This window comes from Thermomonas fusca (assembly GCF_005862345.1).
GTDB classification, from domain to species: domain Bacteria; phylum Pseudomonadota; class Gammaproteobacteria; order Xanthomonadales; family Xanthomonadaceae; genus Thermomonas; species Thermomonas fusca.
In genome coordinates this window covers 112,414-137,641 of the sequence record NZ_SROY01000002.1, presented here as the reverse complement: position 1 = coordinate 137,641, position 25,228 = coordinate 112,414, and the positions used below count along the sequence as shown (strand labels likewise).

Sequence of the window (25,228 nt, the reverse complement as noted above, 5' to 3'; positions counted from 1 at the left end):
ATGGCACCGCACGCGATGCGCGGCGCCGATGCACTCTGGACCCACATCGGTGGCCAACAAGGCCCGAGGCGGCATGGTGATGCCGGATCGTCGCCAGAGCTTTACCTCATCACGCGATCCCGTTCCAATACCGGCCACTCTTTGCGGAAGTGCCGCGCTGGTTGGCCGGTTGGGGACATAATCGGCGTTGGGTGAGTAGCTGCAGCGCGTGCTGAGTGATCGGTGCGCCGGCTCCGCAACTTGCGGATGGATTCTCCGGGGAAAAAATACATGCACATGTTTTCGAGGCTTCTCATGCGCCGTCTCGGCGATCGCGCGTCCCTGCTCGCTTGCCGGCTGCTGCTGTGCAGCCTGGCGCTGCTGTGGCCCGCGTTGGCAAGCGCGCAGCACACGTCCGCGGAATGTCCGCCCCAGACCGGCACCGTCAGCGCGGGCGGAACGGTTACGATCAACATTTCCGATTGCGAATATGACTACTATTTCGGCGGCGATGGCGCCGTCGATGGCGGCAGCTACGGCCCTCTGGATTTCGAGGATCACGGCACCGCTACCCTCCGGCACGCCAGCGGCCAGTGGTTCTTGGACTACAGCAATAACGGTTCTGGCACGACCGATGTTTTCGAATTTGCAGACGGTTCCCTGACAGGTGCCGGTGATGTGCGGGTCACCATCACCATCACGCCCTCCGCCTCCGCCATCACGGTGTCCCCGGCCTCGCTGCCGACCCTGACCGCCGGCACGCCCTTCTCGCAGACCCTGAGCTCCAGCGGAGGCGTGGCGCCCTACACCTACAACGTGCAGAGCGGGGCCCTGCCGCCGGGCCTGACCCTCAGCAGCAGCGGCGTCCTCAGCGGCACGCCCACCCAGCGCGGCGCCTACAGCTTCAGTGTGCGCTCCACTGACAACACCAGCGCCTTTACCGACAAGGGCTACACCGGCACGGTGGCAAACCCGACCTTGGCGCTCACCACGGCCAGCGGCACCGCCATCCAGGGCGTGGCGTTCTCGCAGACCCTGTCCACCAGCGGCGGCGTTGCGCCTTACACGTATGCGCTCGAAACCGGCAGCTTCCCGGCCGGCATCAGCGTCTCTTCGGCCGGCGTGGTCAGCGGCACGACCGCCGCCGCACCCGGCAACTACCCAGTCACGATCCGGGTGACGGATGCGAGCACCGGTCCCGGCAGCTATTTCGAGGTCGAGAACTACACCCTGACCGTCAGCCCGCCGCCGAGCGTGGCGATCGCGGTCTCGCCCGCGTCCGTCAGCGAAGACGGCGCAACCAACCTGACTTACACCGTCACCCGCAGCCTCAACCTGAGCTCGCCGACGGTGGTGAACATCACCACCACGGGCACCGCCACCGCGGGCACCGATTACACGGGCAGTGCGGCCACCGTGACCATCCCGGCCGGTGCCACTACCGCCAGCCTTACCATCGACCCGACCGGCGACGGCACCGTGGAGGCGAACGAAACGGTCATCCTGAATGTCGCCGCCGGTACCGGATATACCGTCGGCGTACCGTCCAGCGCCACCGGCACCATACTCAATGACGACGTGCCGACCGCGACGATCACCGTTTCCCCAGCCGCAGTGGCCGAGGACGGCGCGCCAAACCTGGTCTACACCGTCACCCTGAACCAGGCGTCGGCCTCCGCCCTCTCGGTCAACTACACGGTCGGAGGCACTGCGACCAGCGGCACCGACTACGCCGCCATCGCCTCGCCGCTGGTCATCGCCGCCGGCAACACCGTCGGCACGATCACGGTCAACCCGACCGCGGACGCGACCATCGAATCCGACGAAACCGTCACGCTCACGCTGGCCGCCGGCGCCGGCTACATCGTCGGCGCGCCGAACAACGCGACCGGCACCATCCTCAACGACGACCTGCCCAACCTCACCATCAACGACGTCACCGCCAGCGAAGGCAACGCCGGCACCACCAACTTCACCTTCACGGTGAGCCTGAGCGCGCCGGCCGGGCCGGGCGGCGTGAGCTTCGACATCGCCACTGCCAACGGCACCGCCACACTGGGCGTGGACTACGTCGCCCAGAGCCTGACCGGCCAGACCATCCCTGCCGGCAGCAGCAGCTACACCTTCACGGTGCTGGTCAATGGCGACGCGTTGAACGAGCCGAGCGAGACGTACTTCGTCAACGTGACGAACGTCACCAATGCCATCGTGGCCGATGGTCAGGGCGTGGGCACAATCGTCAATGACGACCCGCTGCCGAGCATGTCGATCAACGATGTCACCGTGGTCGAGGGCAACGCCGGCACCACCAGTGCGGTCTTCACCGTCACCCTGAGCGCGGCCAGCGGGCAGACCGTGACGGCCAACTACGCCACCGCGGACGGCACCGCCACGGCGGGCAGCGATTACACCGCCAGCAGCGGCACCCTGACCTTCGCCCCAGGCCAAACCACCGGAACGCTTACCGTGCTTGTGACCGGTGAAACCGTGCCGGAAGCGAGCGAGACCTTCTTCGTTAACCTGTCCGGGGCCGCCAACGCAACGATCAGCGACAACCAGGGCGTGGGCATCATCAGCAACGACGACGTACCGGTGACGGTGAGCCCCGCCACTGTTCCGGGCGGCGGGGTGGCCACGGCCTACAGCCAGACCATCACCGCCAGCGGCGGCGCTGCGCCCTACAGCTTCGCCGTGACCGCCGGCTCGGTGCCGACCGGATTGACGCTCTCTGCTGGCGGCGTCCTCAGCGGCACGCCGACGGCCGGAGGCACGTTCAACTTCACGATCACCGCCACCGACAGCAGTCCGTTCCCGGGCCCGTTTGCGGGAAGCCGGGCGTACACGTTGACCATTGCCGCACCCACCATCACGCTGCCGGCCAGCGCACTGGCGGGCGGCACCCTGGGCTCGGCCTATTCCGGGGCCATCACGGCAGCATCCGGCGGCACCGCGCCTTACAGCTATGCGGTCACTGCCGGCGCGCTGCCGGGCGGGCTCACGCTGAATACCGCGACCGGCGCCATCACCGGTACGCCCTCGGCCCTGGGCACCTTCAATTTCAGCATCACCGCCACCGACAGCAGCACCGGCACCGGCCCCTATTCGGCCACGCAGAGCTACGCCATCACCGTCATCGACGTGGCGCCGGTGGCCAACCCGGTCAGTGCCACCGTTGCCTACGGCAGCAGTGCCAATCCGATCACGCTGAACATCAGCGGCGGCGCGCCGACCTCAGTTGCGATCGGCACCGCGCCGACGCACGGCACGGCGGTCGCCAGCGGCACCACGGTCACCTACACCCCGACCGCGGGTTACGCCGGCCCGGACAGCTTCACCTACACGGCCACCAACACCGGCGGGACGTCTGCCCCGGCCACGGCGACCATCACAGTGAGCGATCCGATCATCACCATCACCGCTTCCGGTGCGCTGGCCGCCAGCGTGGCGGTGCCGTATTCGCAGACCTTCACCTTCAACGGCGGTGCATCGCCCTGGAGCGGTTACCAGGTGACCAACCTGCCCGCAGGCTTGTCGATCACCGGCACCACCGCGAACAGCGTGACCGTCTCGGGCACGCCCACCCAGGCCGGCACGTTCAACCTCAACGTGTCCGCCACCGATAGCAGCACCGGCAATGGCCCCTACACCGTTGGCCAGGCGTTCGCGCTGGTGGTATCCGGGCCTGCGCTGGCGCTCGCCCCGGCCAGCACCAGCTTCAATGCACCGTACGGCGCGCCGTATTCGCAAGCCTTCACCGCCAGCGGCGGTACCGGCCCGTACACCTACGCGGCCACCGGCACGTTGCCGCCGGGCATCACCTTCAGCGGCGACACGCTGTCGGGCACCGCGACCACCCCGGGCAGCTACAGCTTCACGATCACCGCCACCGACACCGGTTCCACTGGCACTGGCGCACCGTTCACCGTGGCGGAGAACTACACCATCAACGTCGGCACGCCGACCATCGTGGTGAATCCGGCAAGCCTGCCCGACCCGACGGCCGGCACGGCCTACAGCGAGACGTTGACCGCCAGTGGCGGCGTGGCGTCCTACACCTTCGCGGTCACCGCCGGCGCGCTTCCCAGCGGCATCACCCTGGCATCCAACGGCGCGCTGTCGGGCACCAGCAACACCGTGGGCACCTTCAACTTCACCGTGACCGCCACCGACGCCAACGGCCAGACCGGCAGCCGGGCCTACACGCTGACCATCGCCGCACCGGTGCTGGGCATGACGCCCGCGGCCGGGACCTTGAACGCGCCCTACGGCGCCGCTTACTCGCAGGTGTTCACCGCCAGCGGCGGCTCGGGCAACTTCAGCTACGTGCTGACCGGCAGCCTGCCGGCCGGCATGAGCTTCAGCGGGAACACGCTCTCCGGCACGCCCACCGTGCCGGGCAGCTACCCGATCACGGTCACCGCCACCGACACCACGCTCACCGGCGTCGGCGCGCCGTTCTCGATCGCGCAGAACTACACGATCGACGTGCCGGCACCGACCATCCTGGTCACGCCGGCGACCCTGCCGGATCCCATCGCCAATACCGCCTACAGCCAGACCATCAGCGCCAGCGGCGGCGTCGCCCCGTATGTCTTCGCGATCACCGCCGGCGCCCTGCCGGGCGGCCTGTCGCTCAATCCGGCCACCGGCGCAATCACCGGCACCAGCAACACCGTGGGCACCTTCAACTTCACCGTGACCGCCACCGATGCCAACGGCCAGACCGGTAGCCAGGCCTACACGCTGACCATCGCCGCGCCGGTGCTGAGCATGACGCCTGCCGCCGGGACCTTGAACGCGCCCTATGGCGCCGCCTACTCGCAGGCGTTCACCGCCAGCGGCGGCTCGGGCAACTTCAGCTACGTGCCGACCGGCAGCCTGCCGGCCGGCATGAGCTTCAGCGGGAACACGCTCTCCGGCACGCCCACCGTGCCGGGCAGTTACCCGATCACGGTCACCGCCACCGACACCACGCTCACCGGCGTCGGCGCACCGTTCTCGATCGCGCAGAACTACACCATCGACGTTCCCGCGCCGACCATCGTGATCGACCCGGCCACCCTGCCCAACACCACGGCCGGCCTGGCCTACAGCCAGTCCATCAACGCCAGCGGCGGCGTCGCGCCGTATGCCTTCACGGTGACCGCTGGCAGCTTGCCCAATGGCCTGACCCTTGCCGGCGACGGCACCCTGGCCGGAACCACCACGACCTCCGGCACGTTCAACTTCACCGTGACCGCCAGCGACGCCAATGGCCAGACCGGCAGCCAGGCGTACACCGTCGTGGTGGCGGTGCCCACGCTGACGGTGACCCCGGCCACGCTGCCCGCCGGCACGGCAGGCAACGCCTACAGCCAGACCCTGTCGATCAGCGGCGGCATCACCCCGTACACCGTCGTCGCCAGTGGCACGCTGCCGACCGGGTTGTCGTTCGATCCGGGCACGCTGACCTACAGCGGCACGCCGACGCAATCGGGCACGTTCAACGTCAGCGTGACCGTCACCGACAGCACCGGCGGCACCGCGGCGACCGCGACCAACAACTACACGCTGGTCATCGCCGCGCCCGCCCTGACCCTGACGCCGGCGACGGTGCCGGCAGGCACGGCCGGGGTCGCCTACGCGCAGACGTTCGTCGCCAGCGGCGGCATCGCGCCCTACGCCTATGCGGTGTCGGCCGGCGCGCTGCCCGCTGGCGTCTCGCTGGATGCCTCCACCGGCGCGCTGTCCGGCACGCCCACGGTGGCCGGCAGCTTCAGCTTCAGCGTCACCGCGACCGACAGCACCACCGGCACCGCCGGCAAGATCACCCAGACCTACACGCTCGAGGTGTCAGCGCCGACGATCACCCTCACGCCCGACACCCTGCCGGCTGGCACCTACATGGTTGCCTACACCCAGCAGATGTCGGCGGCGGGGGGCACCGCGCCCTACCAGTACGCGGTGACGGCCGGCGCGCTGCCGGCCGGCATCACCCTGAGCCAGGCCGGGCAGCTGTCGGGGTCGCCCAGCGTCACCGGCGCCTTCGGCTTGACCGTCACCGCAACGGACGCGCTGGGTTTCACCGGCGAACGCGCCTACACGCTGACCGTCGAGGCCCGTCCTGATCCGGCGCAGGATGCGGAAGTGCGTGGGTTGATCAACGCCCAGGCCGAAGCGGCGCGCCGCTTCGCCTCGTCGCAGATCAACAACTTCCAGCGACGCCTGCAGCAACTGCACGGCGATGGCGACAGCTCCGGGTTCAGCAATGGCTTGTCGATGGCGATGCGCCAGTCGTGCGTGCCGGGCCTTGACATCGGCCCGGGCAACAACCGCTGCGACCTGCGTCGGCAGACGCCGTTCGACGCCGAGGGTTCCGCGCTCGACGACGAAAGGGACCAGGCGGCGACGTCGACCCCGGTGGCCACGGCCTTCGGCGTGTGGGCGGCGGGCATGCTCCGCTCCGGCGCGCTCGACAGCCGCGGCAACACGTCCGAGCTGGCGTTCGAAACGGACGGCATGTCCGCCGGCGCGGATTACCGACTGAACGATCGCGTGGCGCTGGGCATGGGCGTGGGCTACGGCCGCGACCGCACCCACGTGGGCGACAACGGCACCCGCAGCGACGCCAGGGCCTACACGCTGGCCGGCTACGCGAGCATCAACCCGGCCGACCGCTTCTTCATCGACGCCGTGCTGGGCTACCAGACGCTGGACTTCGACCTGCGCCGCTACGTGACCGCGGACGGCAGCATGGCCGCGGGCTCGCGCAACGGCTCGCAGTGGTTCGGCTCGGTGTCGGCCGGCACGGACATGACGTTCCAGTCCATGCAAGTCACGCCGTACCTGCGCCTGGACATCGCCCGCGGCGAGCTGGACGGCTACGCCGAGCAGGCCGAAGCGCCCAATGCGTTGACCTACGGAAAGATGGACATGGACAGCTCCACCGGGAACGCGGGCGTGCGCTTCGACTGGCGCCGGCAGACCACCTGGGGCTCGTTCTCGCCGCAGCTGAAGGCCGAATACCAGCACGACTTCAGCGGCGACGGCACGGCCACGGTGCAGTACAGCGACCTGCTGCAGATGCCGTTCTACCGCACCAGCCTGGAAGGCTATGCGCGCAACCGCTGGATCCTGGGTGCGGGCATGCAGTTCGACTGGACCAAGGGCTGGGGCCTGCGCTTGGACTACCGCGCCCAGATGGGCGGCGATGCCAGCGACCACGGCCTGGAACTGCACGTGGACGCGAAGTTCTGACCAAGCGCCCATCGCAACCGGCGGACGCGTCCACACAGCGCGTCCGGGACCCGAAAGCCCTGGGCAACCGGGGCTTTCGAGTAACTGGAGAATGCTCGTCGGCGCAGGCGGCACTACCGGGCCGTCCCCGGCAACATCGACCCAAGAACCGCCCCGTACCTGCGACCAGCGCATGGCACACTCCGCGTTTCTCGCGGAGATCCGCCATGCGCACCCGCCTCGCCCTTGCCGCCAGCCTGCTGGCTGCCGTTGCCCCCACTGCGTCCGCGGCCACCTCCGGTGACGCCGTACTCGCCTGCGGCCGCCTGTTCGACAGCCGCAGCGGCGCGCTGCTGGGCCCGCACACGGTGGTGGTGCGCGGCGGGCGCATCGCCGAAGTGGTGCCGGGGCGCAGCCCGGACGCGGCCGGTGCCATCGACCTGTCCGACCGCACCTGCCTGCCCGGCTTCACCGACCTGCACGTGCACATGGGCAGCCAGTCCAGTCCGCAAAGCTATTCCGAAGGGTTCCGGCTGGACCCGGTGGACTACGCCTACCGCTCGGTCGGCTACGCGGAAAAGACCCTGTCCGCGGGCTTCACCAGCGTCCGCGACCTCGGCGGCGAGGTCGCACTGCACCTGCGCGATGCGATCAACCAGGGCCTGGTGAAGGGGCCGCGGATCTTCGCCGCCGGCAAGTCCATCGCCACCACCGGTGGCCATGCCGATCCCACCAACGGCTGGAACGACGCGCTCTCGCACTTGGTCGGCCCGCCCGGCCCCACCGACGGCGTGGTCAATTCGGTCGACGACGCCCGCCAGGCGGTGCGCCAGCGCTACAAGGACGGCAGCGACGTCATCAAGATCACCGCCACCGGCGGCGTGCTCAGCTACGCGGCTTCCGGCGACGCGCCGCAGTTCACCGTCGACGAAGTGAAGGCGATCGTCGATACCGCGAAGGATTACGGCTACCGGGTGGCGGCGCACGCGCACGGCAAGGAGGGCATGACCCGCGCCATCCTCGGTGGCGTCACCAGCATCGAGCACGGCACCTACATGGATGAGGAGGTGATGCGGCTGATGAAGGCGCGCGGCACCTGGTACGTGCCCACCATCTACGCCGGGCGCTTCGTCGCAGAGAAGGCCAAGATCGACGGCTATTTCCCCGACGTCGTCCGGCCCAAGGCGGCGCGGATCGGCGCGCTGATCCAGGACACCGCGGGCAAGGCGTACCGCAACGGGGTGAAGATCGCCTTCGGCACCGACATGGGCGTGGGCCCGCACGGCGACAACGCGCGCGAGTTCCTGTACATGGTCGAGGCCGGCATCCCCGCCGCGCAGGCGCTGCAGGCCGCCACCATCCGCGCCGCCGAGGTGCTGGGCGTGGACGACCAGGGCGTGCTGGCGCCCGGCAAGCGCGCCGACATCGTCGCCCTGCCCGGCGACCCGCTGGCCGACATCGGCAACGTGCTGAAGGTGGATTTCGTGATGAAGGACGGCGTCGTCCACCGCGAGCCCGCGCGATGAACCTGGAATGGCTGGGTTACCTGGCCGCCACCTGCACCACGCTGTCGTTCGTGCCGCAGGCGGTGAAGACCATCCGCACCCGCGACACCTCCGGCATCTCGCTGGGGATGTACGTGGTGTTCACCTTCGGCATCGTCTGCTGGTTCGGCTACGGGATCTTCCTCGACTCGTGGCCGATGATCGCCTCTAACGCGGTCACTTTCCTGCTGGCGGCAACGATCCTGGGACTGAAGTTGAAGCACGGCTGAGCACCAGCGCCGCCAGCAGCCACCAGCCCAGCCACAGCGCGAACGCCTGCCGCTGCGCCAGCCCCACCCACGCATCCACCGGCGCCAGCACCGCCAGCAGCGGCACCAGCAGGCCGGCGGCAAGACAGGCAACGGCAAACCCGGCGCCGCGCCGCGCGCCCAGCGCCAGCAGCAGCATCGCCGGCACGAACGCGATCCACCACAGCATCCACATCAGCGCATGCAGGCGCATCGCGTGCTCGTCCTGTCCGCTGGCATCCAGTGGCAGCGCGCCCTGCAGCCCGAACGCCAGCGCCGACAGCTGCGCCAGGGTCAGCCCGATCCGCGCCGCCCAGCCCTGCCCGGCCAGTGAAGGCCGCAGCGCCTGCGAAGCCAGCAGCAGCGCGATCCCCGGCAGCAGGAACGCGCCGGCGTTGAACAGCATCGCTCCCGGCAGGCCGCTGGCACCGCGCAGCGCGACCGGGTGGATGCGATGCGAGTACTCCGGCAGGCCGAGCCGGGCCAGCAGCAAGGTGAGCGTGAACAGGCCGATGGCGACACCCACCCAGACGGGTCCTGCGCGCAATGGTTTCATCATTCCGGCCTGCTCCAATGAAAGACATCCTCGATGCGCACGCCCAGCGCATCGGCGATGCGGAAGCCCAGCTCCAGCGACGGCGCATAGCGCCCCGCCTCCAGCGCGATGATGGTCTGGCGGGTCACGCCGCAGGCGTCGGCCAGCGCCTGCTGGGTCATCTCGCCGCGATCGAAACGCAGCCGGCGGATGTCGTTGGCGATCGCGGTGCCGGTCATGTCCGGTCGCGCCGATACAGCAGCGCCACGGTGGCATGCCCCGCGATGTTGGCGACGATCAGGCCGAGCAGGAGCAGGCCGGGAATGACACAGCCGTTCGACGAAACGGCGGCGCGACCGACATCGAGGTCCAGCACCAGCGCCAGGGCCAGAACGCCGTACCAACACGATGCCGCGATGCGGAACGCGCGATCGGCATGTGCGCGAATCACGGCATCGCGCTCATCCTCCAGTGCCTGCCCCCGCCGCTGCTCGTCGGCGGCCGCCCGCAGGCGGAATCCGTACGACAGCGGCAGGGCGATCAGCACCGCCAGGAGCGGAGTCGGCCGACCGTCCAGAATCGAACCGACGCTCAGATACAGGGCCATCCCCGCGAACATCACGACCATGCGCCACGCAAAGCGCTCCCCGAACGCCCGCAGGTCGCGCTCGCCCCGATCCCGCGTCCAGAACTTCATGCCTGCGCTCCGCGACGATCCCGCCGATACAGCGCCGCCATCGCCAACTGCTGCTCCTCGTCGCCCCGCGGGATCGCGTGCAGCTTCGACACCGCGAACCACGCCGCCGCCACGAAAAGGCCTGGACCCAGCCAGCCCAGCGGCAGATCCAGGTTGCGGTATTCGCCGGTGAAGAACAGCGCCGGACCAACACCGGCCAGCGCCAGCCAGGTGACGAACCACGAACGGGGCGAGAGGCGCAGCATCGATGTCATCTCCAGCGGACTAAATGTAATGCAGACATTACATTCGTCGCTTCGCATGTCAACTATTTTTTACATCGGCTTGCGATTGCGGCCTTCGTCGCCATCTACTGGGCCATGTCCCTTTCCGACCCCGCCATGAACCAGACCGCCAGCCCGAACGTGTTCGACGCCACCGCCGCCCAGTTCGAGGAGGAGGTGATCCGCCGGTCGATGCAGACCCCCGTGCTGGTGGATTTCTGGGCCGAATGGTGCGGCCCGTGCAAGACGCTGGGGCCGCTGCTGGAGAAGCTGGCCGCCGATTACCACGGCGCTTTCGTGTTGGCCAAGGTCGACGTGGACAAGCAGCAGGAGTTGGCCGCCGCGTTCCAGATCCGCTCGGTACCCACGGTCATGCTGGTCAAGGACGGGCAGCTGGTGGACGGTTTCCCCGGCGCGCTGCCGGAAGGCCAGCTGCGCGAATTCCTCAAGCACCACGGCATCGAGCCGGCCGCTGCCCCCGCCGAGGAAGAAGCGCCGGCCGAAGCCGCGCCGCTCGACCCGCACCAGGAAGTGCTGCGCCTGCGCAAGGCGGTGGAAGCCGAGCCGGACAAGGACGAACACAAGCTCGACCTCGCCCTGGCCCTGCTGCAGACCGGCGCAGCCGGCGAAGCAGAACAGCTGCTGGACCGGCTGCCGGCCAACCTTGCCACCGACGACCGCGCCATCAAGGCGCGCGCCAAGCTGGGCTTCGCCGCCCTGCTGGCCGACGCGCCGCCCGCGGAAGTGCTGGCAGCCGCCGTCGCCGCCGATCCGGGCGACCTGCGCGCGCGCCACCTGCTGGGCGTGCGCCAGCTGGTCGCCGGTGATGCCGAGGCCGGGCTGGCCCAGTTCATCGAGATGTTGCGCCGCGACCGCAAGTACGGCGACGACCTAGCCCGCAAATCGCTGATCGACGCCTTCCGCGTGCTCGACGACGAGGATCTGGTGTCGAAGGTGCGCCGCCAGATGTCCGCGCTGCTGCTGGCCTGACCCGCGCGAACGCGCGCCCGCCCTCACGCGGGCGCTGCGCACACCCGCCAGTACGGCTGCGTATGGGATCATGTCCCTCCCCCCGCATCCGGCACCCCCATGCGAGCCAGCCTGTTCCGCCACGGCCTCAACCTGTGGCCGCCCTACCTGCTTGCCGGCATCCACCTGACCGACCTGTCCGACGACTACCGTCGCGCGCAGGTGGAACTGCGGATGCGCCCGTGGAACCGCAACTACGTCGGCACCCATTTCGGCGGCAGCCTGTTCGCGATGACCGATCCGTTCTGGATGCTGATGGTGCTGCACCATCTCGGCCGCGATCATTTCGTCTGGGACAAGGCCGGCGAAATCGAGTTCGTGAAGCCCGGCCGCGGCGTGGTGCAGGCCAGCTTCACCCTCGAGGACACGGTGCTGGAAGCGTTGCGGGATGACGCCGCCGGTGGCGGGAAAGTGCTGCGCTGGTTCGAGAATGACATCGTGGATGCCGGCGGCGAGGTGGTCGCGCGCACCCGCAAGCAGCTGTACGTCCGGCGCAAGCCCGCGCGCTGATCGTTCCATCCATCACCACGGCCGTCGTATGCTCGGGGCTGCGCCCGGGGAAGCAACAGCGACGTGACCGACAAGACCTATCCCAGCATCGACGGCTACCGCATCCTGCGGGTGATCGGCCACGGCGGCATGTCCACCGTCTATCTCGCAGAGCAGGCATCTCTGGACCGCAAGGTGGCGCTGAAGGTGATGCTGGCCGACGCGCTGGCCGACGAGGTCAGCCGCGCCCGCTTCGAGAACGAGGCGCGCACCATCGCCCGGCTGGAACACCCCAACATCGTCGGCATCTACGAGGTCGGGCGCACCGGCGACGGCCTGCCGTTCTATTCGATGCCCTACCTGTCGCGCGGCCATCTGGCCCAGCGCCGGCTGGCCGGCGACCAGCCGAAGGTGGCGGCGATCCTGCGCAGCCTGCTGGACGCACTGGACTACGCGCACGTGCGCGGGGTGGTGCATCGCGACGTCAAGGCCGAGAACGTGTTGTTCGACGACGCCGACCGGCCGATGCTGGCCGACTTCGGCATCGCCCTGCGCCGCGGCAGCAACCCGCGCCTGACCAGCGCCGGGCTGGCGGTGGGCAGCACCGCCTACATGCCGCCGGAGCAGGCGCGCGGGCAGGACGTGGATCGCCGCGCCGATCTCTACAGCATCGGCGTGCTCACCTGGGAAATGCTGGTCGGGCAGCTGCCGTACAACGCCGGCGACGCGCTGACGATGGCGCTCAAGCACGTGCAGGAACCGGTGCCGCGGCTGCCGGCGGCGCTGAAGCACTGGCAGCCGCTGATCGACAAGGCCATGGCCAAACAGCCGGACCAGCGCTACGCCAGCGCCGACGACATGCTGCAGGCACTGGACGCGCTGGAACGGCGCAGCGGCAGGGCGTTCACCGCGGTGGAAGTGCCAGCTGCGGCGCGCGAGCCGGAGGCCGCGGCTCGGCGGCCGCGCTGGCTGCTAGCCGGCATCGGCGCGATCGCGGTGCTGGCGCTGGCCGCGGGCTACCTCTCCATGCGCGAATCGACATCGCAGCCCGCAGCCGGCACGCCGAGCGCCGACGCAGCCGGCGCAGCCGGCCTGCCGGTCCCCGCCGAAGGCGCAGTCACCGGACTGGGCGATCCGCTGGCCGCGGCAGGCGGCAGCGTCGCCGCCTTCGTCGCCAATGCCGAGCAGCAGCTGCGCAACGGTGCGCTGCTTTCGCCCGCCAACGCCAACGCCTGGGACAGCATCGAGGCGGCGTGGCGGACCAACCCCACCGACCCCGACACCCTGCGCCTGACCGCGGAACTGTTCGATGCGCTCGGCAACGCCGCCGAACGCGCGCTGCTGGGCGGTGACACCGCCGGGGCGCGCGCCGCCTTCCACCGCGCGCAGCAGCTCGATGTCCGCCGCGGCGGCACCGGCGCGTCCATCATCCTCCTGCGCAAGCGGCTGGACGCCGCGCTGGAGCGGCGCCTGACCGCGCTGCTGGCCAAGCCCGCCACCCGCGCCAGCGCCGCCACCCTGCTGGCCGAAACCGGCTGGCTGGGGCTGGACGCCGCGCGCCAGCGGGCGCTGCAGGCACGGGTCGGGCCCGCCACCCGGGCGGCTACGGGAACCGCCAAGGCGAGCGAAACCGCGGCCAACGTGGAAATCTTGACGGTCAGCCGCGCCGACTACGCCCGCTTTGCCAACGCCACCGGCCGCGCCGCGGCGGACTGCGGCAAGGGCTTCTTCGGCCGCAAGCTGAAGTGGAACAACACCGGCAGCGACCGCAAGCCGGTCGCCTGCGTCTCCGCCGCCGACGCGCAGGCCTATGCGTCCTGGCTCAGCGTGCAAGACGGCGTGCGCTACCACCTGCCCAGCGCCGGCGAACTGCGCGCCCAGCCCACCTCGGCGGGCGGCTGGCTGGCGCTGTGCGCCGACCATGCCTGCAGCAACCGCATGGCCAACGGCAAGCGGCAGCCGCTGGACGCCTCGCGCGGCTATTCCGACGTCGGCATCCTGCTGGTGCGCCCGCGCTGAGGCGCAGCGTTCGCGCGCCGGGCTGCCGCTAGAATGCTCGGATGCCTCCTTCCCCCTCGCTCGGCCTGCGCCTGCAGCGCCTGTTCCTGACCGGCCTGCTCACCCTGTTGCCGCTGTGGCTGACCTGGGTGGTGGTGAAATTCGTGTTCGTGCTGCTGGGCGATCTCAGCAAGCCGCTGATCGAACCGGGTCTTGCCGGCATCGCGGCCGGCAATCCGCGCACGTTCGGATGGCTGGTGGAGCCGTGGGTGCAGAACGGAATCGCCCTCGTCGCCACGGTGGGTTTCGTCCTGCTGGCCGGCTGGCTGGCCCGGCGGGTGGTAGGACAGCGACTCCTTCGCTGGTTCGAGGCGCTGGTGGCGCGGATCCCGCTGGCCAGCACCATCTACGGCAGCGCGCGCAAGCTGCTGGATATCCTGCAGACCAAGCCCGATGGCACCCAACGGGTGGTGCTGATCGACTTTCCGCACAACGAGATGAAGACGCTCGGCTTCGTCACCCGGGTGATGCGCGAAATCGGGACCGGCCGCGAACTGGCGGCGGTGTACGTGCCGACCACACCCAATCCGACCTCGGGCTACCTCGAGATCGTGCCGATGGAGAAGATCACCCCGACCGACTGGACCGTGGACCAGGCGATGAGCTTCATCATCAGCGGCGGCGCGGTGGCGCCGGACACCATCCCGTTCGCGCCGCCCCCGGCAAAGTCGCGCTGAGGCATGCGCCTGCTGGACGACCGCGCGACCCGCCTGTTCGCCGCGCTGGCGGCGTTCTTCTGCGCCAACGCGGTGCTGGCGGAGTTCATCGGGGTCAAGATCTTCGCGCTGGAAGGCACGCTGGGGATCGCGCCGCTGCACTGGAACCTGTTCGGGCAGGGCGGCACCCTGGATTTCACCGCCGGTACGGTGGTCTGGCCGATCGTGTTCATCATGACCGACACGGTCAACGAGTACTTCGGCAAGCGCGGCGTGCGCATGGTCAGCTGGCTGGCCGCCGGGCTGGTGGCCTACGGCTTCCTGTTCGCGTACGTCGCCATCCGCCTGGCGCCCGCCGGCTGGTGGGTGGGCGCGGCGCGGCATCAGGGCGTGCCCGACTACCAGGCCGCGTATGCGGCGGTGTTCGGCCAGGGCATGTGGATCATGGTCGGCTCGCTGGTGGCGTTCCTGATCGGCCAGCTGATCGACATCCACGTCTTCCACCAGATCCGCCGCCGCACCGGCGAACGCCACGCCTGGCTGCGCGCCACCGGCTCCACCGCGGTGTCACAGCTGGTGGACAGCTTCGTGGTGCTGTACATCGCCTTCGTGATCGGCCCGCAGCACTGGCCCACCTCGCAGTTCCTGGCGGTGGGCACGCTCAACTACGCCTACAAGATGCTGGCGGCCATCGCCCTGATCCCGCTGCTCTACCTCGCCCGCGCCGGCATCCACCGTTATCTGGGCATCGATCGCGCCGCGCAGCTGCGCGCACAGGCGGCGTCGGCCTGAAACCGGGAGGCAACGACCAGCCGCCGGCTGATCCCGGTCAAGGCGCGGCCGGCGGTGCCTGCGGATCATGTCCACACCGCGCACAGCGCGTTCCGCCATTTCCTGGAGTTTCCCCATGCTGTTCGACGTCCTGGGCCTCGTTGACGAGGCCACCGCCCGCTCCATCGCTTTCGCCGTGCATGCGCTGGACCCGCAGGCCAAGATCACCGCCAACATCGGCCGCGGCCGCCTGCTGGTGGAAAGCGAGATGAAGGAAAACGACATCAGCGACGCCCTGCGCGCCGCCGGTTTCCCCGCCACGCTGGCACCGGAGCACGCCGAAGGGACCACCTGCTGCGGCAGCTGCGGCTGATCGCGCGCGCCACCACCGGGTGAACGCCGGGGCCCGCAAACGCGGGCCCTGCGCGTTTCCAGCTTCGCCTTCACGTTGCCCGCACCCCGCTGCGGCGCGACAATAGGCGGATGATCGATGCGTCCCGCTACCCCCTGTTGTCGAAGATCGACAACCCTGCCGACCTGCGCCAGCTGCCCGAAACCGACGTCCGCGCGGCGGCCGACGAGCTGCGCGGCTTCCTGATCGAGTCGGTCGGCAAATCCGGCGGGCACTTCGGCGCCGGGCTGGGCGTGGTGGAGCTGACCACGGTCCTGCACTACCTGTACGACACGCCGCACGACCGCATCGTCTGGGACGTCGGCCACCAGTGCTATCCGCACAAGATCCTCACCGGCCGGCGCGACCGCATCCACACGGTCAAGCAGAAGGACGGCGTGGCGCCGTTCCCCAAGCGCGAGGAAAGCGAATACGACACCTTCGGCGTCGGCCATTCCTCGACCTCGATCTCGGCCGCGCTGGGCATGGCCATCGCCAATGCGAAGGCCGGCATCGACCGCCGCATCGTGGCGGTGATCGGCGACGGCGCGATGACCGCGGGCATGGCCTGGGAAGCACTGGGCCACGCCGGCGGCATGGACGAGGAACCGGACATCCTGGTCATCCTCAACGACAACCGCATGTCGATCAGCGAGGCGGTGGGCGGGCTGACCAAGATGCTCGGGCGGATGTCCGGCAACCGCACCCTCAACGCCATCCGCGAAGGCGGCAAGAAGCTGCTGGGCGACAAGCGCAACCCGCCGGCACGCTTCGTCAAGCGCTGGGAAGAACACTGGAAAGGCATGTTCGTGCCCTCCACCCTGTTCGAGCAGATGGGCTTCCACTACACCGGCCCGATCGACGGCCACGACACCGACGCCCTGCTGCAGACGTTGAAGACGCTGAAAGGCCTGAAAGGCCCGCAGCTGCTGCACGTCATCACCACCAAGGGCAAGGGCTACGAACTGGCCGAAGGCGACCAGATCGGCTACCACGCGGTCAGCCCGTTCGACCCGTCCATCGGCGTGGTCGGCAAGCCCGCGGCGAAGAAGCCCACCTACACCGACGTGTTCGGCGACTGGCTCTGCGACATGGCAGCAAGCGATCCCAAGCTGCTCGGCATCACCCCGGCGATGCGCGAAGGCTCCGGTCTTGTGCGCTTCAGCCAGGAATACCCGGACCGCTATTTCGACGTGGCCATCGCCGAACAGCACGCGGTGACGCTGGCCGCCGGCATGGCCTGCGAAGGCGCCAAACCGGTCGTGGCGATCTATTCCACCTTCCTGCAGCGCGGCTACGACCAGCTGGTGCACGACGTCGCCATCCAGGAACTGGACGTGCTGTTCGCCATCGACCGCGGCGGCGTGGTCGGCCCGGACGGTGCCACCCACGCCGGCAACCTCGACCTCAGCTACCTGCGCTGCGTGCCGAACATGCTGGTGATGGCGCCGGCCGACGAGAACGAGTGCCGGCAGATGCTCTCCACCGGCCACCATCATCCCGGCCCGGCCGCGGTGCGCTACCCGCGCGGCACCGGCCCCGGCGTGGCCGTGCAACCGGGCCTGGACACGCTGCCGATCGGCAAGGCGCAGCTGCGCCGCAGCGGTGCGCGGATCGCCCTGCTCGCATTCGGCGCACTGGTGCCGGCAGCGCAGCAGGTGGGCGAGGATCTTGGCCTCACCGTGGTCAACATGCGCTTCGTCAAACCGCTGGACCGCGCGCTGATCCTTGAACTTGCGAACAGCCACGAGGGCTTCGTCACCCTTGAAGACAACGTGGTGGCAGGCGGGGCCGGCAGCGGCGTGGCCGAACTGCTGGCCGCCGAGGGCATGGGCCTGCCGATCCTGCACCTCGGCCTGCCCGACGCCTTCCAGCACCACGCCAGCCGCGAAGACCTGCTGGCCGAAGCCGGGCTGGACGCGGCCGGCATCCGCGCGGCGGTGCTGAAGCGCTGGCCGGATCTGCTGCAGGCGCCGCGCGCGCAGGCCGCATCCTGACTGCGCAACGCGGCCGCATCCGCCAGCCTGGGCTCACTCGTCCGGCGCGATCACCGTATAGCCCTTGGCTTGCAGCGCGGCCAGATAGCCATCCGTGCCCAGCATGTCGCTGAGCGCCAGCGTGGCAAAGCTCACCGTATTGCGCTCCAGCGCCGCTTCGGCTGCCGCCAACCATTTGGCGCGCAGCTTGCGCTGCGCGTCGCCAAAACCGAGCCGCTTGCCGATGCCGGCTTCGGAGATCGCGTTGTTGCACGCCTCCCAGCGGTAGGCCGGCGGCAATCCACGCAGCGCGGCGACATCGCCGGTGGCCCAGGCATTGGCGCGGGCGCGCATGGCGTCGAGGTCTGTCTCGATATGGGTCATGGTGCTGTCGAAGCAGGCCAGGTCGTCCAGCGTCGTCTTCGACCATTCCTTGAGCAGCGGCTTGGGGTCCTTGATGGTGATGGTTTCCCGCACCACCGTGACCGTGGGACCGTGCGCCTCGATCGCCTCGGCCACCACCGGCCAGGCCAGGTCTTTGGTGTCCAGGCCGCTTTTCTTGATTGCCGCCGCATACAGCTCCTGCGCGGCGAACAGCGGGCGCCGCTTCTCCACGCCGCCGTCGCTGCCGATGTAGCGCGTTTTCAGCGCCTGCCAGCGCGCGTAGGAGGCCGGCGATACCACCTGCTGCAGCTTCTTGTCGTCCGGGTTGTTGCGCGCGCCCAGCAGCTTCGGCATCAGCAGCAGGCCCTTGAAGAATCCAACGTCGGCGTCGATCTGCACGCCGCGCATGCGGATCACTTCCTGCGCTTGCGCCAGCACCTGCTGCAGCTGCGCGGACTGCCACTGCATCTTCATCGGCAGCGGCCGCAGCGTGCCGAGGACGTAGAGGTCGTGGCTGCCCTTGCGCACCAGCCACAGGCCGGGGCCCGGCTGCTCGCCTTCCACCACCACGGTGGCCTCGGTGCGGATGCCGTCCGCCGGCGGCGCGGCCTGCTGCGCCTGCAGCGGCATCGACATGAAGCCCAGCGCCATCGCCGCCGCCAACATCGTCTTTCGCATCCATTCGCTCCATCGACTACCGGAAATAAAATTGTGACGCCTATCACTGGAAAAAGTTCAACCGCCGACTGAATCCGCGGCGGCCATGCAAACGCTGCGCTACCCTCGATGGCGGCCACTGCCGAGGAACCCCGCATGTCCGTTCGCATCGTCCGCCTCGGCACCCCGCGACTGCCTGCGGAAGGACTGCGGATCGGCACCGTGCGGCGGCCGCCGCGCGGCGTGCCGAAGTCCGAATTCGCCAAGCGCGACTTCTACGACGTCTGGCTGCCCACCGTGGCGCCCAGCCAGGCGGCGATGGACATTGCCCATGCCGCCGTCACCGCCAAGGATTGGGCCAATTTCTTCAGGCATTACCGCAGCGAGATGAAGCGTCCCGATGCCGCGCATGCCATCGCGCTGCTGGCGGCGCTGTCGCAGGGCACGGATTTCAGCGTGGGCTGCTACTGCCAGGACGAGGCGCATTGCCATCGCCACGAACTGCGCAGGCTGCTGCAGGAAGCCGGTGCCAAGGTCGCTCCCTAGGCAGCCCCGCGACGCTCAGTCCTGCGAACGCGCTACTGCCTGTTTCGCGCCAGCGGCGGCATCGGCGATGCGCCACAGGTAGAAGCTGGCGTAGCTGCGGTACGGTCCCCAGGCTTCGCCGCGCGCCGCCAGCTGCTTCGGCGTCGGCATCGCGTCCAGCTTGTCCACCGCCTGCGCGCCCTTGCGGATGCCGAGGTCGTCGATCGGCAGCACGTCGGGACGGCCGAGCCGGAACATCAGCATCATCTCCACGGTCCAGCGGCCGATCCCGCGGATCGGCACCAGCGCGGCGACGATGTCGTCGTCGCTCATCGCCGCCATCCGCCGCAGGCTGGGGATTTCATCCGCTTCCTCGCGCCGCGCCAGGTCGCGCAGGGCGAGCAGCTTGTTGCCGGACACGCCGCAACCGCGCAGCGCTGCATCGTCGATGCGCGCCAGCGTGTCGCAGTGGAAGCGGTCGCTGCCGATCGCGGTCTCGACGCGGCCGACGATGGTCGCCGCCGCCTTCCCGCTGAGCTGCTGGTAGAGGATGGCGCGGGCCAACGCGTCGACCGGGTCGAAGGGTTTGCGCCACTGCGGGTTGGCCGCGATCGGGTCCAGACGGCGCATCCACGCGCCCAGCTTGCGATCGCGTTTGCACAGATGCGCGAATGCCGCCTCCACATCGAATCCACGCGCCATGATCCCGTCCCCCTCAGCCCCGCAACCGGTCGTAGGCGTGCAACAGCCAGCCGCTGATCATCAGCGCGCCGCCGAACGGCGCCAGCGTCGGCGCCAGCCCCAGCAGCACCACCGCCAACAGGCTGCCGCAGAACAGGAATACCCCGCCCAGCAGCATCGCCAATGCCAGCAGGCCCAACGGCCGCTGCGCCAGCGGTGCCAGCGCAGTCAGCGCCACGCCGTGGGCGAAGGCGAAGATCGCGGCCTGCAGCAGCCGCGGCTGCGCCTCCGGTGCAGCGGCGTGCATGGCATAGGCGGACAGCGCCACCGCCAGCGCGGCCAGCAGACTGCCGATGGCGGCGAGGTAGCGCCGATAGACGACGAAGGCGGGAGCACCGTGGCTGTTCATGCGTGCATTCTGCCTGCAGGGGGCGGCACAAATGCAAACGCCGCGTCAGGACGCGGCGTTTGCGGGTATCGCGATGGCTTGCGCGAAGCGCTTACTTCACCGGCCAGTAGACGTCGAACTGGCCGTTCTCGGTGAAGGCCCCCGCCACGCCGGACTTGTAGTCCTCGAAGGCGCGGTCCTTCACTTCGTGGCCGTGGGTCGCAGCCCAGGCACGCAGCGCGTTGCGGACGTTCTCCAGCTCCGCCATGTAGCCGGTGTAGGAAGCCACCACGGCCTTCGCCGCCGGGCTCTGCACGTGCTGCACGGGGCCCTGGGTGGCGACGCTGGTGATGGCGCTGCCGTCCTTCTTGCGGACCGGCTGGACCACGTCGAAGGTGTAGGTTTCGCGGCCCAGGTCGGTGGTGACGATGCGCAGCGGGCCAACCGCTTCGAGGCCGTTGGCGTCGATCACGCGCTTGATCCACTCGCTGTTGGAGGTCATCGACGCCTGGATCTGCGCGTTGCCGCGCTCGACCGCACCCGCGCTGACGACCAGCAGGTCTTCGGCCGGACGATCGACCACCTTCGGGGTGGTCATCTTGCTGTCCTTGATCGCGTAGTCGACGTTCGGCACCGCGGCCAGCATGTTGACCAGGCGGGTCAGGCCCATCTTCATGTCGTCGCCCACGTGGCGGGTGACGTACATGCCGGCGTAGCGACCGATCAGGTTCCAGCCGTAATCGACGTCGTAGGTCTGGGTGATCTCGACGTTGCGGTTGTTGCGGCCGGTCGGCTTGAAGGTGAACGCGGTGCGCTTGTTGCTGCCGCGCTCCTCGTTCTCGATCGCGAACGCGATCTTTTCGCGCGGCACGCTCTCGACGATCTTCCACGAACCAGCGCCCACACCTTTCTTGTCCGAGACGTAGTCGAGCTGGGCGCCTTCGCCTTCCTCGGGACCGGACAGGGTGACCTGCATGCGCGGGTCGCGCAGCACCACCGTGTTCCAGTCCTTGAAGCGACGGAAGCTGTTGAGGGTATCGAACACGATGGTGAGCTTGCGGTTGGTTTCGATCTTCTCCACCAGGTGGCGCGAAGACGGCAATGCGATGCCGACCACCAGGTACAGCGCCACGACGATTGCGAGCGAAATCAGGATCTCGAGCAAACGAGTCATTCAGGAATCTCCGGGAAAGGCCGCCAGCGGCCTTGAGCCGCACAGACCGGCCATCCTAACAAACTGCAGCCATCGGCGGCGAGGGGATGGAGGCGAAAAAACGCGACGGCGGCCACCAATCCGGACAGCGCCGCCCGCGCCCGGCGCGGGCGGGCACCGGGCGGGCGCCGGTCAGACCAGCTGCAGCTCGAACGCCTTGAGCACCGCACGGGTGCGGTCGCGCACGCCCAGCTTGCTGAGGATGTTGGATACGTGGTTCTTGATGGTGCCCTCGGCCACGCCCAGCGAATTGGCGATCTCCTTGTTGGAAAAGCCGGAGGCCATCAGCCGCAGGATCTCGGTCTCGCGGTCGGTCAGCGGGTCCGGGCGATCGAGGCTGACGAACTCGTTGCGCATGTGCTCCAGCCCCGACAGCAGGCGCTGGGTCACCGCCGGCTGCACCAGCGAACCGCCGCCGGCCACGGCCTGGATGGCACTCACCAGCTGCTCCAGCGACACGTCCTTGAGCAGGTAGCCCTTGGCGCCGGCCTTGATTCCCGCCAGTACCAGCGCGTCGTCGTCGAACGTGGTGAGGATGATGGTGGGCGGCAGGGTGCCGGCGCGCCCCATCGCCTGCAGCGCCTCCAGCCCGGACATCGCCGGCATGCGCATGTCCATCAGCACCACGTCTGGCTTCACTTCCGGGATGCGCTCCACCGCCTGGCGGCCGTCGGAGGCTTCCGCCACCACTTCGATCCCTTCAGCCAGGGCGAGCAGCGAACGGATGCCCTGGCGCACCAGGGTCTGGTCGTCCACCAGGAACACGCTGATCGGGGTGGGTCGGGTCATGCGATGACTCCTTCGGGAAGGCGGGTGGCCGCATTCGGCGCCACCGGCAGGGTAATGGTGAGCTGGAAACCCTGGCCGCGGCGAGTCTCGATGTCCAGGCGGCCGCCGTGCTGGCGCAGGCGTTCGCCGATGCCGCGCAGGCCGTTGCCCGGGAGCACCTGGTCGCTGCCGCGGCCATCGTCGCGCACCTGCAGGACGATATTGTGCCCCTCCCGCCGCGCCGCCAGCCACAACCGGCTGGCACCGGCATGCCGCACCGCATTGGTGATGGCTTCCTGCGCGCAGCGCAGCAGCACGTGCGCGCGCTCCGGGTCGTCGACGGTGAGCGGTTGTTCGATGTCCGTTTCGATGGCGAGCTTGGGCACGTTCTCGGCCAGCGGACGCAGCGCCGCGCCCAGATCGATCGCGCCGCCCTCGCGCAGCTGGCTCACCGCCTCGCGCACGTCGGTCAGCAGCAGCCGGGCCAGGGTGTGGGCCTGCTGCACGTGCTCGCGGACGCGGCCTTCGGACAGGTGGCCGGCCACTTCCAGGTTCAGGCTGAGGGCGGTGAGGTGGTGGCCCAGCAGGTCGTGCAGTTCGCGCGAGATGCGGGTGCGTTCGTTGACCCGCGCACTGTCCGCCAGCAGGGCGCGGGTGGCGCGCAGCTCCGCATTGAGGCGGCGCTGGTCCTCGCGCGCCTGCGCCTGCTGCAGGGCGACCAGGCTGACCACGAACACGAAGCCGGAAAAACCCGCGTACAGCATTGATTGCATCAGCGCTTCCATCGGCGGGAAGCCCAGCCAGCGGATGAACACCGGCGCCACCGCCAGCTGGCTGACCAGCAGCCAGGCCACCCCCAGCGGCAGCGGCAGCAGCCACGGGAACACGCAGGCCGCCACCATCAGCAGCACGCTGCCCATGCCGGTGCCGCTGAAATAACTGACCCCCAGCGCGGCCGCGGTCAGCACCAGCAGCAGCAGGTAATCGGCGGCGCTGCGCCGGCGCCCGCCCAGGTTGCGGGTCAGCCAGACGTAGCCGGCGCCGAACGCGACATAGGCCACCCAGCCCTGCCAGGGCATGGCCAGGTTGTCGCCGCTGGCGACCTGCGGCGGCCGCAGCCAGAAATACAGCAGCGGCAGGCCGACCATCGCCCAGGTGAACAGGCCGGCATAGCGCAACAAGCGGGTGTGGGGGATTCGCGCGAACATGGCGTCTTATACCGCCTTGCGCCCCGCCCCGCCCTGCATCGAAGGTCATGGCGCGCGCCCCGGCGGCGCATGCGATAATCGCCTGTGGCCCGCACCGCGGACCACGCGCAGCAGCCACCGGAGTTTCAAGGAGTTCCAAGGAATGTCGATCGCCATCCGCGACGTGCGCGAGCACGAGCTGGATTCCGTCCTGGCCCTCAACAACGCGGCAGGTCCTGCGATCCTCCCCCTGGACTCGGGCCGCCTGCGCCAGCTGTTCGACCGCGCCGAATATTTCCGCGTTGCCGAGCGCGACGGCGCCATGGCCGGCTTCCTGATCGGCTTCGGCGCGCATGCGCAGCACGACAGCGTCAATTTCGCCTGGTTCCGCGAGCGCTACCCGGATTTCTTCTACATCGACCGCGTTGTGGTGGCCAGCCGCCGCCGCGGCGGTGGCGTCGGCCGTGCGCTGTACGCCGATGTGCAGAGCTATGCCGAGCTGCGCTATCCGCATCTGGCCTGCGAGGTGTTCCTCGAACACGGCGCCGACCACGCCCTGCTGTTCCACGGCAGCTTCGGCTTCCGCGAAGTCGGCCAGAACGTGATGCCCTCGGCCGAAGGCCCCGGCCACGACCTGCGCGCGGCGATGCTGATGAAGTTCCTGTGCAGCTATCAGTGGGTGCGCGACACCTACGGCGACGCCCTGCCCGACGAGCCCTGGCTGCAGCGCCCGCGCAGCCACGTCGCCGCCGCGCTGCCGGCGCACGGAGCCTGCGCATGAGTGCGCAGACCGATTACGCACAGGCCGGCGAACTGAAATTCGGCCAGGTCGGCATCGCCAACCTGCGCGTGCGCAGCCTCGACCCGGCGCAGCTGGCCGCGGAGATGGCCGAACGCGTGCAGCGCGCGCCCAACCTGTTCGCGCGCGCCGCGGTGGTGCTGGATTTCGGCGGCCTGAGCAAGGCGCCCGGCATCGACGAGGCGCGCGCGCTGGTGGACGGCCTGCGCGCGGCCGGCGTGCTGCCGGTGGCGCTGGCCTACGGCACCAGGGAAATCGATGCGCTTTCGCAGCAGCTGGGCCTGCCGCTGCTGGCGAAGTTCCGAGCCCAGTACGAACGCGCCGACGATGCGCCGGCGCCGGCGCGCGCCCCGGAACCGCTCCGCGCGGCCGAGCCGTCGCCTGCCCCCGCCGCCCCGGCGGCCGCCAGCGCGTCCGCACCCGGCCTGATCCAGGCCACGCCGGTGCGCTCCGGCCAGCAGGTCTACGCCGAACAGCGCGACCTGACCGTGCTGGCACCCGTCGGCGCTGGCGCGGAAGTGCTTGCCGATGGCAGCATCCACATCTACGGTGCACTGCGCGGCCGCGCCTTGGCCGGTGCGCGCGGCAACGAAGGCGCCCGGATCTTCTGCCGCGAGTTCCATGCCGAACTCGTCGCGGTGGCCGGGCACTACAAGGTGATGGAAGACATCCCCGCCGCGCTGCACGGCAAGGCCGTGCAGGTGTGGCTGGAAAACGGACAACTCAAGCTTGCGGCGCTCGACTGAATGCCGCTCCCACAGCATCACGGAGGAAG

At 69.4% G+C, this 25,228-nt stretch carries 23 protein-coding genes; 13 read left to right on the top strand and 10 right to left on the bottom strand.

Annotated elements, in window-relative coordinates:
- Nucleotides 1-294 precede the first annotated feature (294 nt).
- The 3 genes from E5S66_RS04890 to E5S66_RS04880 all read left to right on the top strand — a co-directional run bounded on the left by E5S66_RS04890 (nucleotide 295) and on the right by E5S66_RS04880 (nucleotide 8,968).
- A complete protein-coding gene (locus E5S66_RS04890) occupies nucleotides 295-7,215 on the top strand; it encodes a putative Ig domain-containing protein (RefSeq protein WP_138348039.1) in 6,921 nt (2,306 codons plus the stop codon).
- Between the two features lie 206 nt (nucleotides 7,216-7,421).
- Entirely contained in the window at nucleotides 7,422-8,720 is a 1,299-nt protein-coding gene (locus tag E5S66_RS04885; RefSeq protein WP_138348037.1) for a metal-dependent hydrolase family protein, read from the top strand.
- On the top strand, nucleotides 8,717-8,968 hold the full coding sequence (locus E5S66_RS04880) for a SemiSWEET transporter (protein WP_138348035.1): 252 nt from the start codon (nucleotides 8,717-8,719) through the stop codon (nucleotides 8,966-8,968). Before E5S66_RS04885 ends, E5S66_RS04880 begins: the two co-directional genes overlap by 4 nt.
- Here the strand turns inward: E5S66_RS04880 and E5S66_RS04875 are convergent.
- Genes E5S66_RS04875 through E5S66_RS04860 form a run of 4 tightly spaced genes read right to left on the bottom strand, consistent with a single transcriptional unit; the run spans nucleotide 8,916 to nucleotide 10,463 of the window.
- A complete protein-coding gene (locus tag E5S66_RS04875; RefSeq protein WP_212745321.1) occupies nucleotides 8,916-9,542 on the bottom strand; it encodes a DUF998 domain-containing protein in 627 nt (208 codons plus the stop codon). The genes E5S66_RS04880 and E5S66_RS04875 overlap by 53 nt on opposite strands.
- Nucleotides 9,542-9,760, bottom strand: a complete 219-nt coding sequence (locus E5S66_RS04870; protein WP_138348032.1) for a helix-turn-helix transcriptional regulator — start codon at nucleotides 9,758-9,760, stop codon at nucleotides 9,542-9,544. Before E5S66_RS04870 ends, E5S66_RS04875 begins: the two co-directional genes overlap by 1 nt.
- A complete protein-coding gene (locus E5S66_RS04865) occupies nucleotides 9,757-10,218 on the bottom strand; it encodes a hypothetical protein (protein ID WP_138348030.1) in 462 nt (153 codons plus the stop codon). The genes E5S66_RS04870 and E5S66_RS04865 overlap by 4 nt, the downstream gene beginning before the upstream one ends.
- Nucleotides 10,215-10,463: a hypothetical protein gene (locus E5S66_RS04860; protein WP_138348028.1), complete on the bottom strand. Its 249-nt coding sequence runs from the start codon at nucleotides 10,461-10,463 to the stop codon at nucleotides 10,215-10,217. Before E5S66_RS04860 ends, E5S66_RS04865 begins: the two co-directional genes overlap by 4 nt.
- 135 nt (nucleotides 10,464-10,598) lie before the next feature.
- Here E5S66_RS04860 and trxA point away from each other — a divergent pair, with 135 nt between their 5' ends.
- From trxA to dxs, 7 genes are all read left to right on the top strand, one after another.
- Complete coding sequence (gene trxA / locus E5S66_RS04855; protein ID WP_138348683.1) at nucleotides 10,599-11,471, top strand: thioredoxin; 873 nt, start codon at nucleotides 10,599-10,601, stop codon at nucleotides 11,469-11,471.
- A gap of 99 nt (nucleotides 11,472-11,570) precedes the next feature.
- Nucleotides 11,571-12,020, top strand: a complete 450-nt coding sequence (locus E5S66_RS04850; RefSeq protein WP_138348026.1) for a DUF4442 domain-containing protein — start codon at nucleotides 11,571-11,573, stop codon at nucleotides 12,018-12,020.
- 63 nt (nucleotides 12,021-12,083) lie between these two features.
- Nucleotides 12,084-14,018, top strand: coding sequence for a bifunctional serine/threonine-protein kinase/formylglycine-generating enzyme family protein (locus E5S66_RS04845; protein ID WP_138348024.1), 1,935 nt, complete (start codon nucleotides 12,084-12,086; stop codon nucleotides 14,016-14,018).
- A gap of 41 nt (nucleotides 14,019-14,059) precedes the next feature.
- The gene (locus E5S66_RS04840) at nucleotides 14,060-14,734 is read left to right on the top strand and encodes a DUF502 domain-containing protein (protein ID WP_138348022.1); all 675 of its coding nucleotides are present in this window, start codon (nucleotides 14,060-14,062) and stop codon (nucleotides 14,732-14,734) included.
- A gap of 3 nt (nucleotides 14,735-14,737) precedes the next feature.
- Nucleotides 14,738-15,505 (top strand): queuosine precursor transporter, encoded by a 768-nt coding sequence (locus E5S66_RS04835; protein WP_138348021.1) that lies wholly within the window; start codon nucleotides 14,738-14,740, stop codon nucleotides 15,503-15,505.
- A 115-nt stretch (nucleotides 15,506-15,620) separates the two neighbouring features.
- Nucleotides 15,621-15,857 carry a hypothetical protein gene (locus tag E5S66_RS04830; protein ID WP_138348019.1) on the top strand — a complete coding sequence of 79 codons (237 nt, stop codon included), beginning with the start codon at nucleotides 15,621-15,623 and terminating at the stop codon, nucleotides 15,855-15,857.
- Nucleotides 15,858-15,967: 110 nt separating this feature from the next.
- Complete coding sequence (gene dxs, locus E5S66_RS04825) at nucleotides 15,968-17,872, top strand: 1-deoxy-D-xylulose-5-phosphate synthase (protein WP_138348017.1); 1,905 nt, start codon at nucleotides 15,968-15,970, stop codon at nucleotides 17,870-17,872.
- Between the two features lie 33 nt (nucleotides 17,873-17,905).
- Here dxs and E5S66_RS04820 read toward each other — a convergent pair whose 3' ends face one another.
- Nucleotides 17,906-18,913: a TraB/GumN family protein gene (locus E5S66_RS04820; RefSeq protein WP_138348016.1), complete on the bottom strand. Its 1,008-nt coding sequence runs from the start codon at nucleotides 18,911-18,913 to the stop codon at nucleotides 17,906-17,908.
- A 135-nt stretch (nucleotides 18,914-19,048) separates the two neighbouring features.
- On the opposite strand from E5S66_RS04820, the gene E5S66_RS04815 reads away from it, so the two are divergent.
- Nucleotides 19,049-19,438, top strand: coding sequence for a DUF488 domain-containing protein (locus E5S66_RS04815; protein WP_138348014.1), 390 nt, complete (start codon nucleotides 19,049-19,051; stop codon nucleotides 19,436-19,438).
- Nucleotides 19,439-19,453: 15 nt separating this feature from the next.
- Here E5S66_RS04815 and E5S66_RS04810 read toward each other — a convergent pair whose 3' ends face one another.
- The 5 genes from E5S66_RS04810 to E5S66_RS04790 all read right to left on the bottom strand — a co-directional run bounded on the left by E5S66_RS04810 (nucleotide 19,454) and on the right by E5S66_RS04790 (nucleotide 23,675).
- Entirely contained in the window at nucleotides 19,454-20,119 is a 666-nt protein-coding gene (locus E5S66_RS04810) for a DNA-3-methyladenine glycosylase family protein (protein WP_138348012.1), read from the bottom strand.
- Between the two features lie 13 nt (nucleotides 20,120-20,132).
- The gene (locus tag E5S66_RS04805; RefSeq protein WP_138348010.1) at nucleotides 20,133-20,507 is read right to left on the bottom strand and encodes a DUF423 domain-containing protein; all 375 of its coding nucleotides are present in this window, start codon (nucleotides 20,505-20,507) and stop codon (nucleotides 20,133-20,135) included.
- Nucleotides 20,508-20,598: 91 nt separating this feature from the next.
- Complete coding sequence (locus E5S66_RS04800) at nucleotides 20,599-21,660, bottom strand: SRPBCC family protein (protein ID WP_138348008.1); 1,062 nt, start codon at nucleotides 21,658-21,660, stop codon at nucleotides 20,599-20,601.
- A gap of 171 nt (nucleotides 21,661-21,831) precedes the next feature.
- Nucleotides 21,832-22,488, bottom strand: coding sequence for a response regulator (locus tag E5S66_RS04795; protein ID WP_038052520.1), 657 nt, complete (start codon nucleotides 22,486-22,488; stop codon nucleotides 21,832-21,834).
- On the bottom strand, nucleotides 22,485-23,675 hold the full coding sequence (locus E5S66_RS04790; protein ID WP_138348006.1) for a sensor histidine kinase: 1,191 nt from the start codon (nucleotides 23,673-23,675) through the stop codon (nucleotides 22,485-22,487). The genes E5S66_RS04795 and E5S66_RS04790 overlap by 4 nt, the downstream gene beginning before the upstream one ends.
- 142 nt (nucleotides 23,676-23,817) lie before the next feature.
- Between E5S66_RS04790 and E5S66_RS04785 the strand changes: the two genes are divergently transcribed.
- Nucleotides 23,818-24,435: a GNAT family N-acetyltransferase gene (locus E5S66_RS04785; protein ID WP_028838490.1), complete on the top strand. Its 618-nt coding sequence runs from the start codon at nucleotides 23,818-23,820 to the stop codon at nucleotides 24,433-24,435.
- Nucleotides 24,432-25,199: a septum site-determining protein MinC gene (minC, locus tag E5S66_RS04780; RefSeq protein WP_138348004.1), complete on the top strand. Its 768-nt coding sequence runs from the start codon at nucleotides 24,432-24,434 to the stop codon at nucleotides 25,197-25,199. Before E5S66_RS04785 ends, minC begins: the two co-directional genes overlap by 4 nt.
- Nucleotides 25,200-25,228 lie beyond the last annotated feature (29 nt).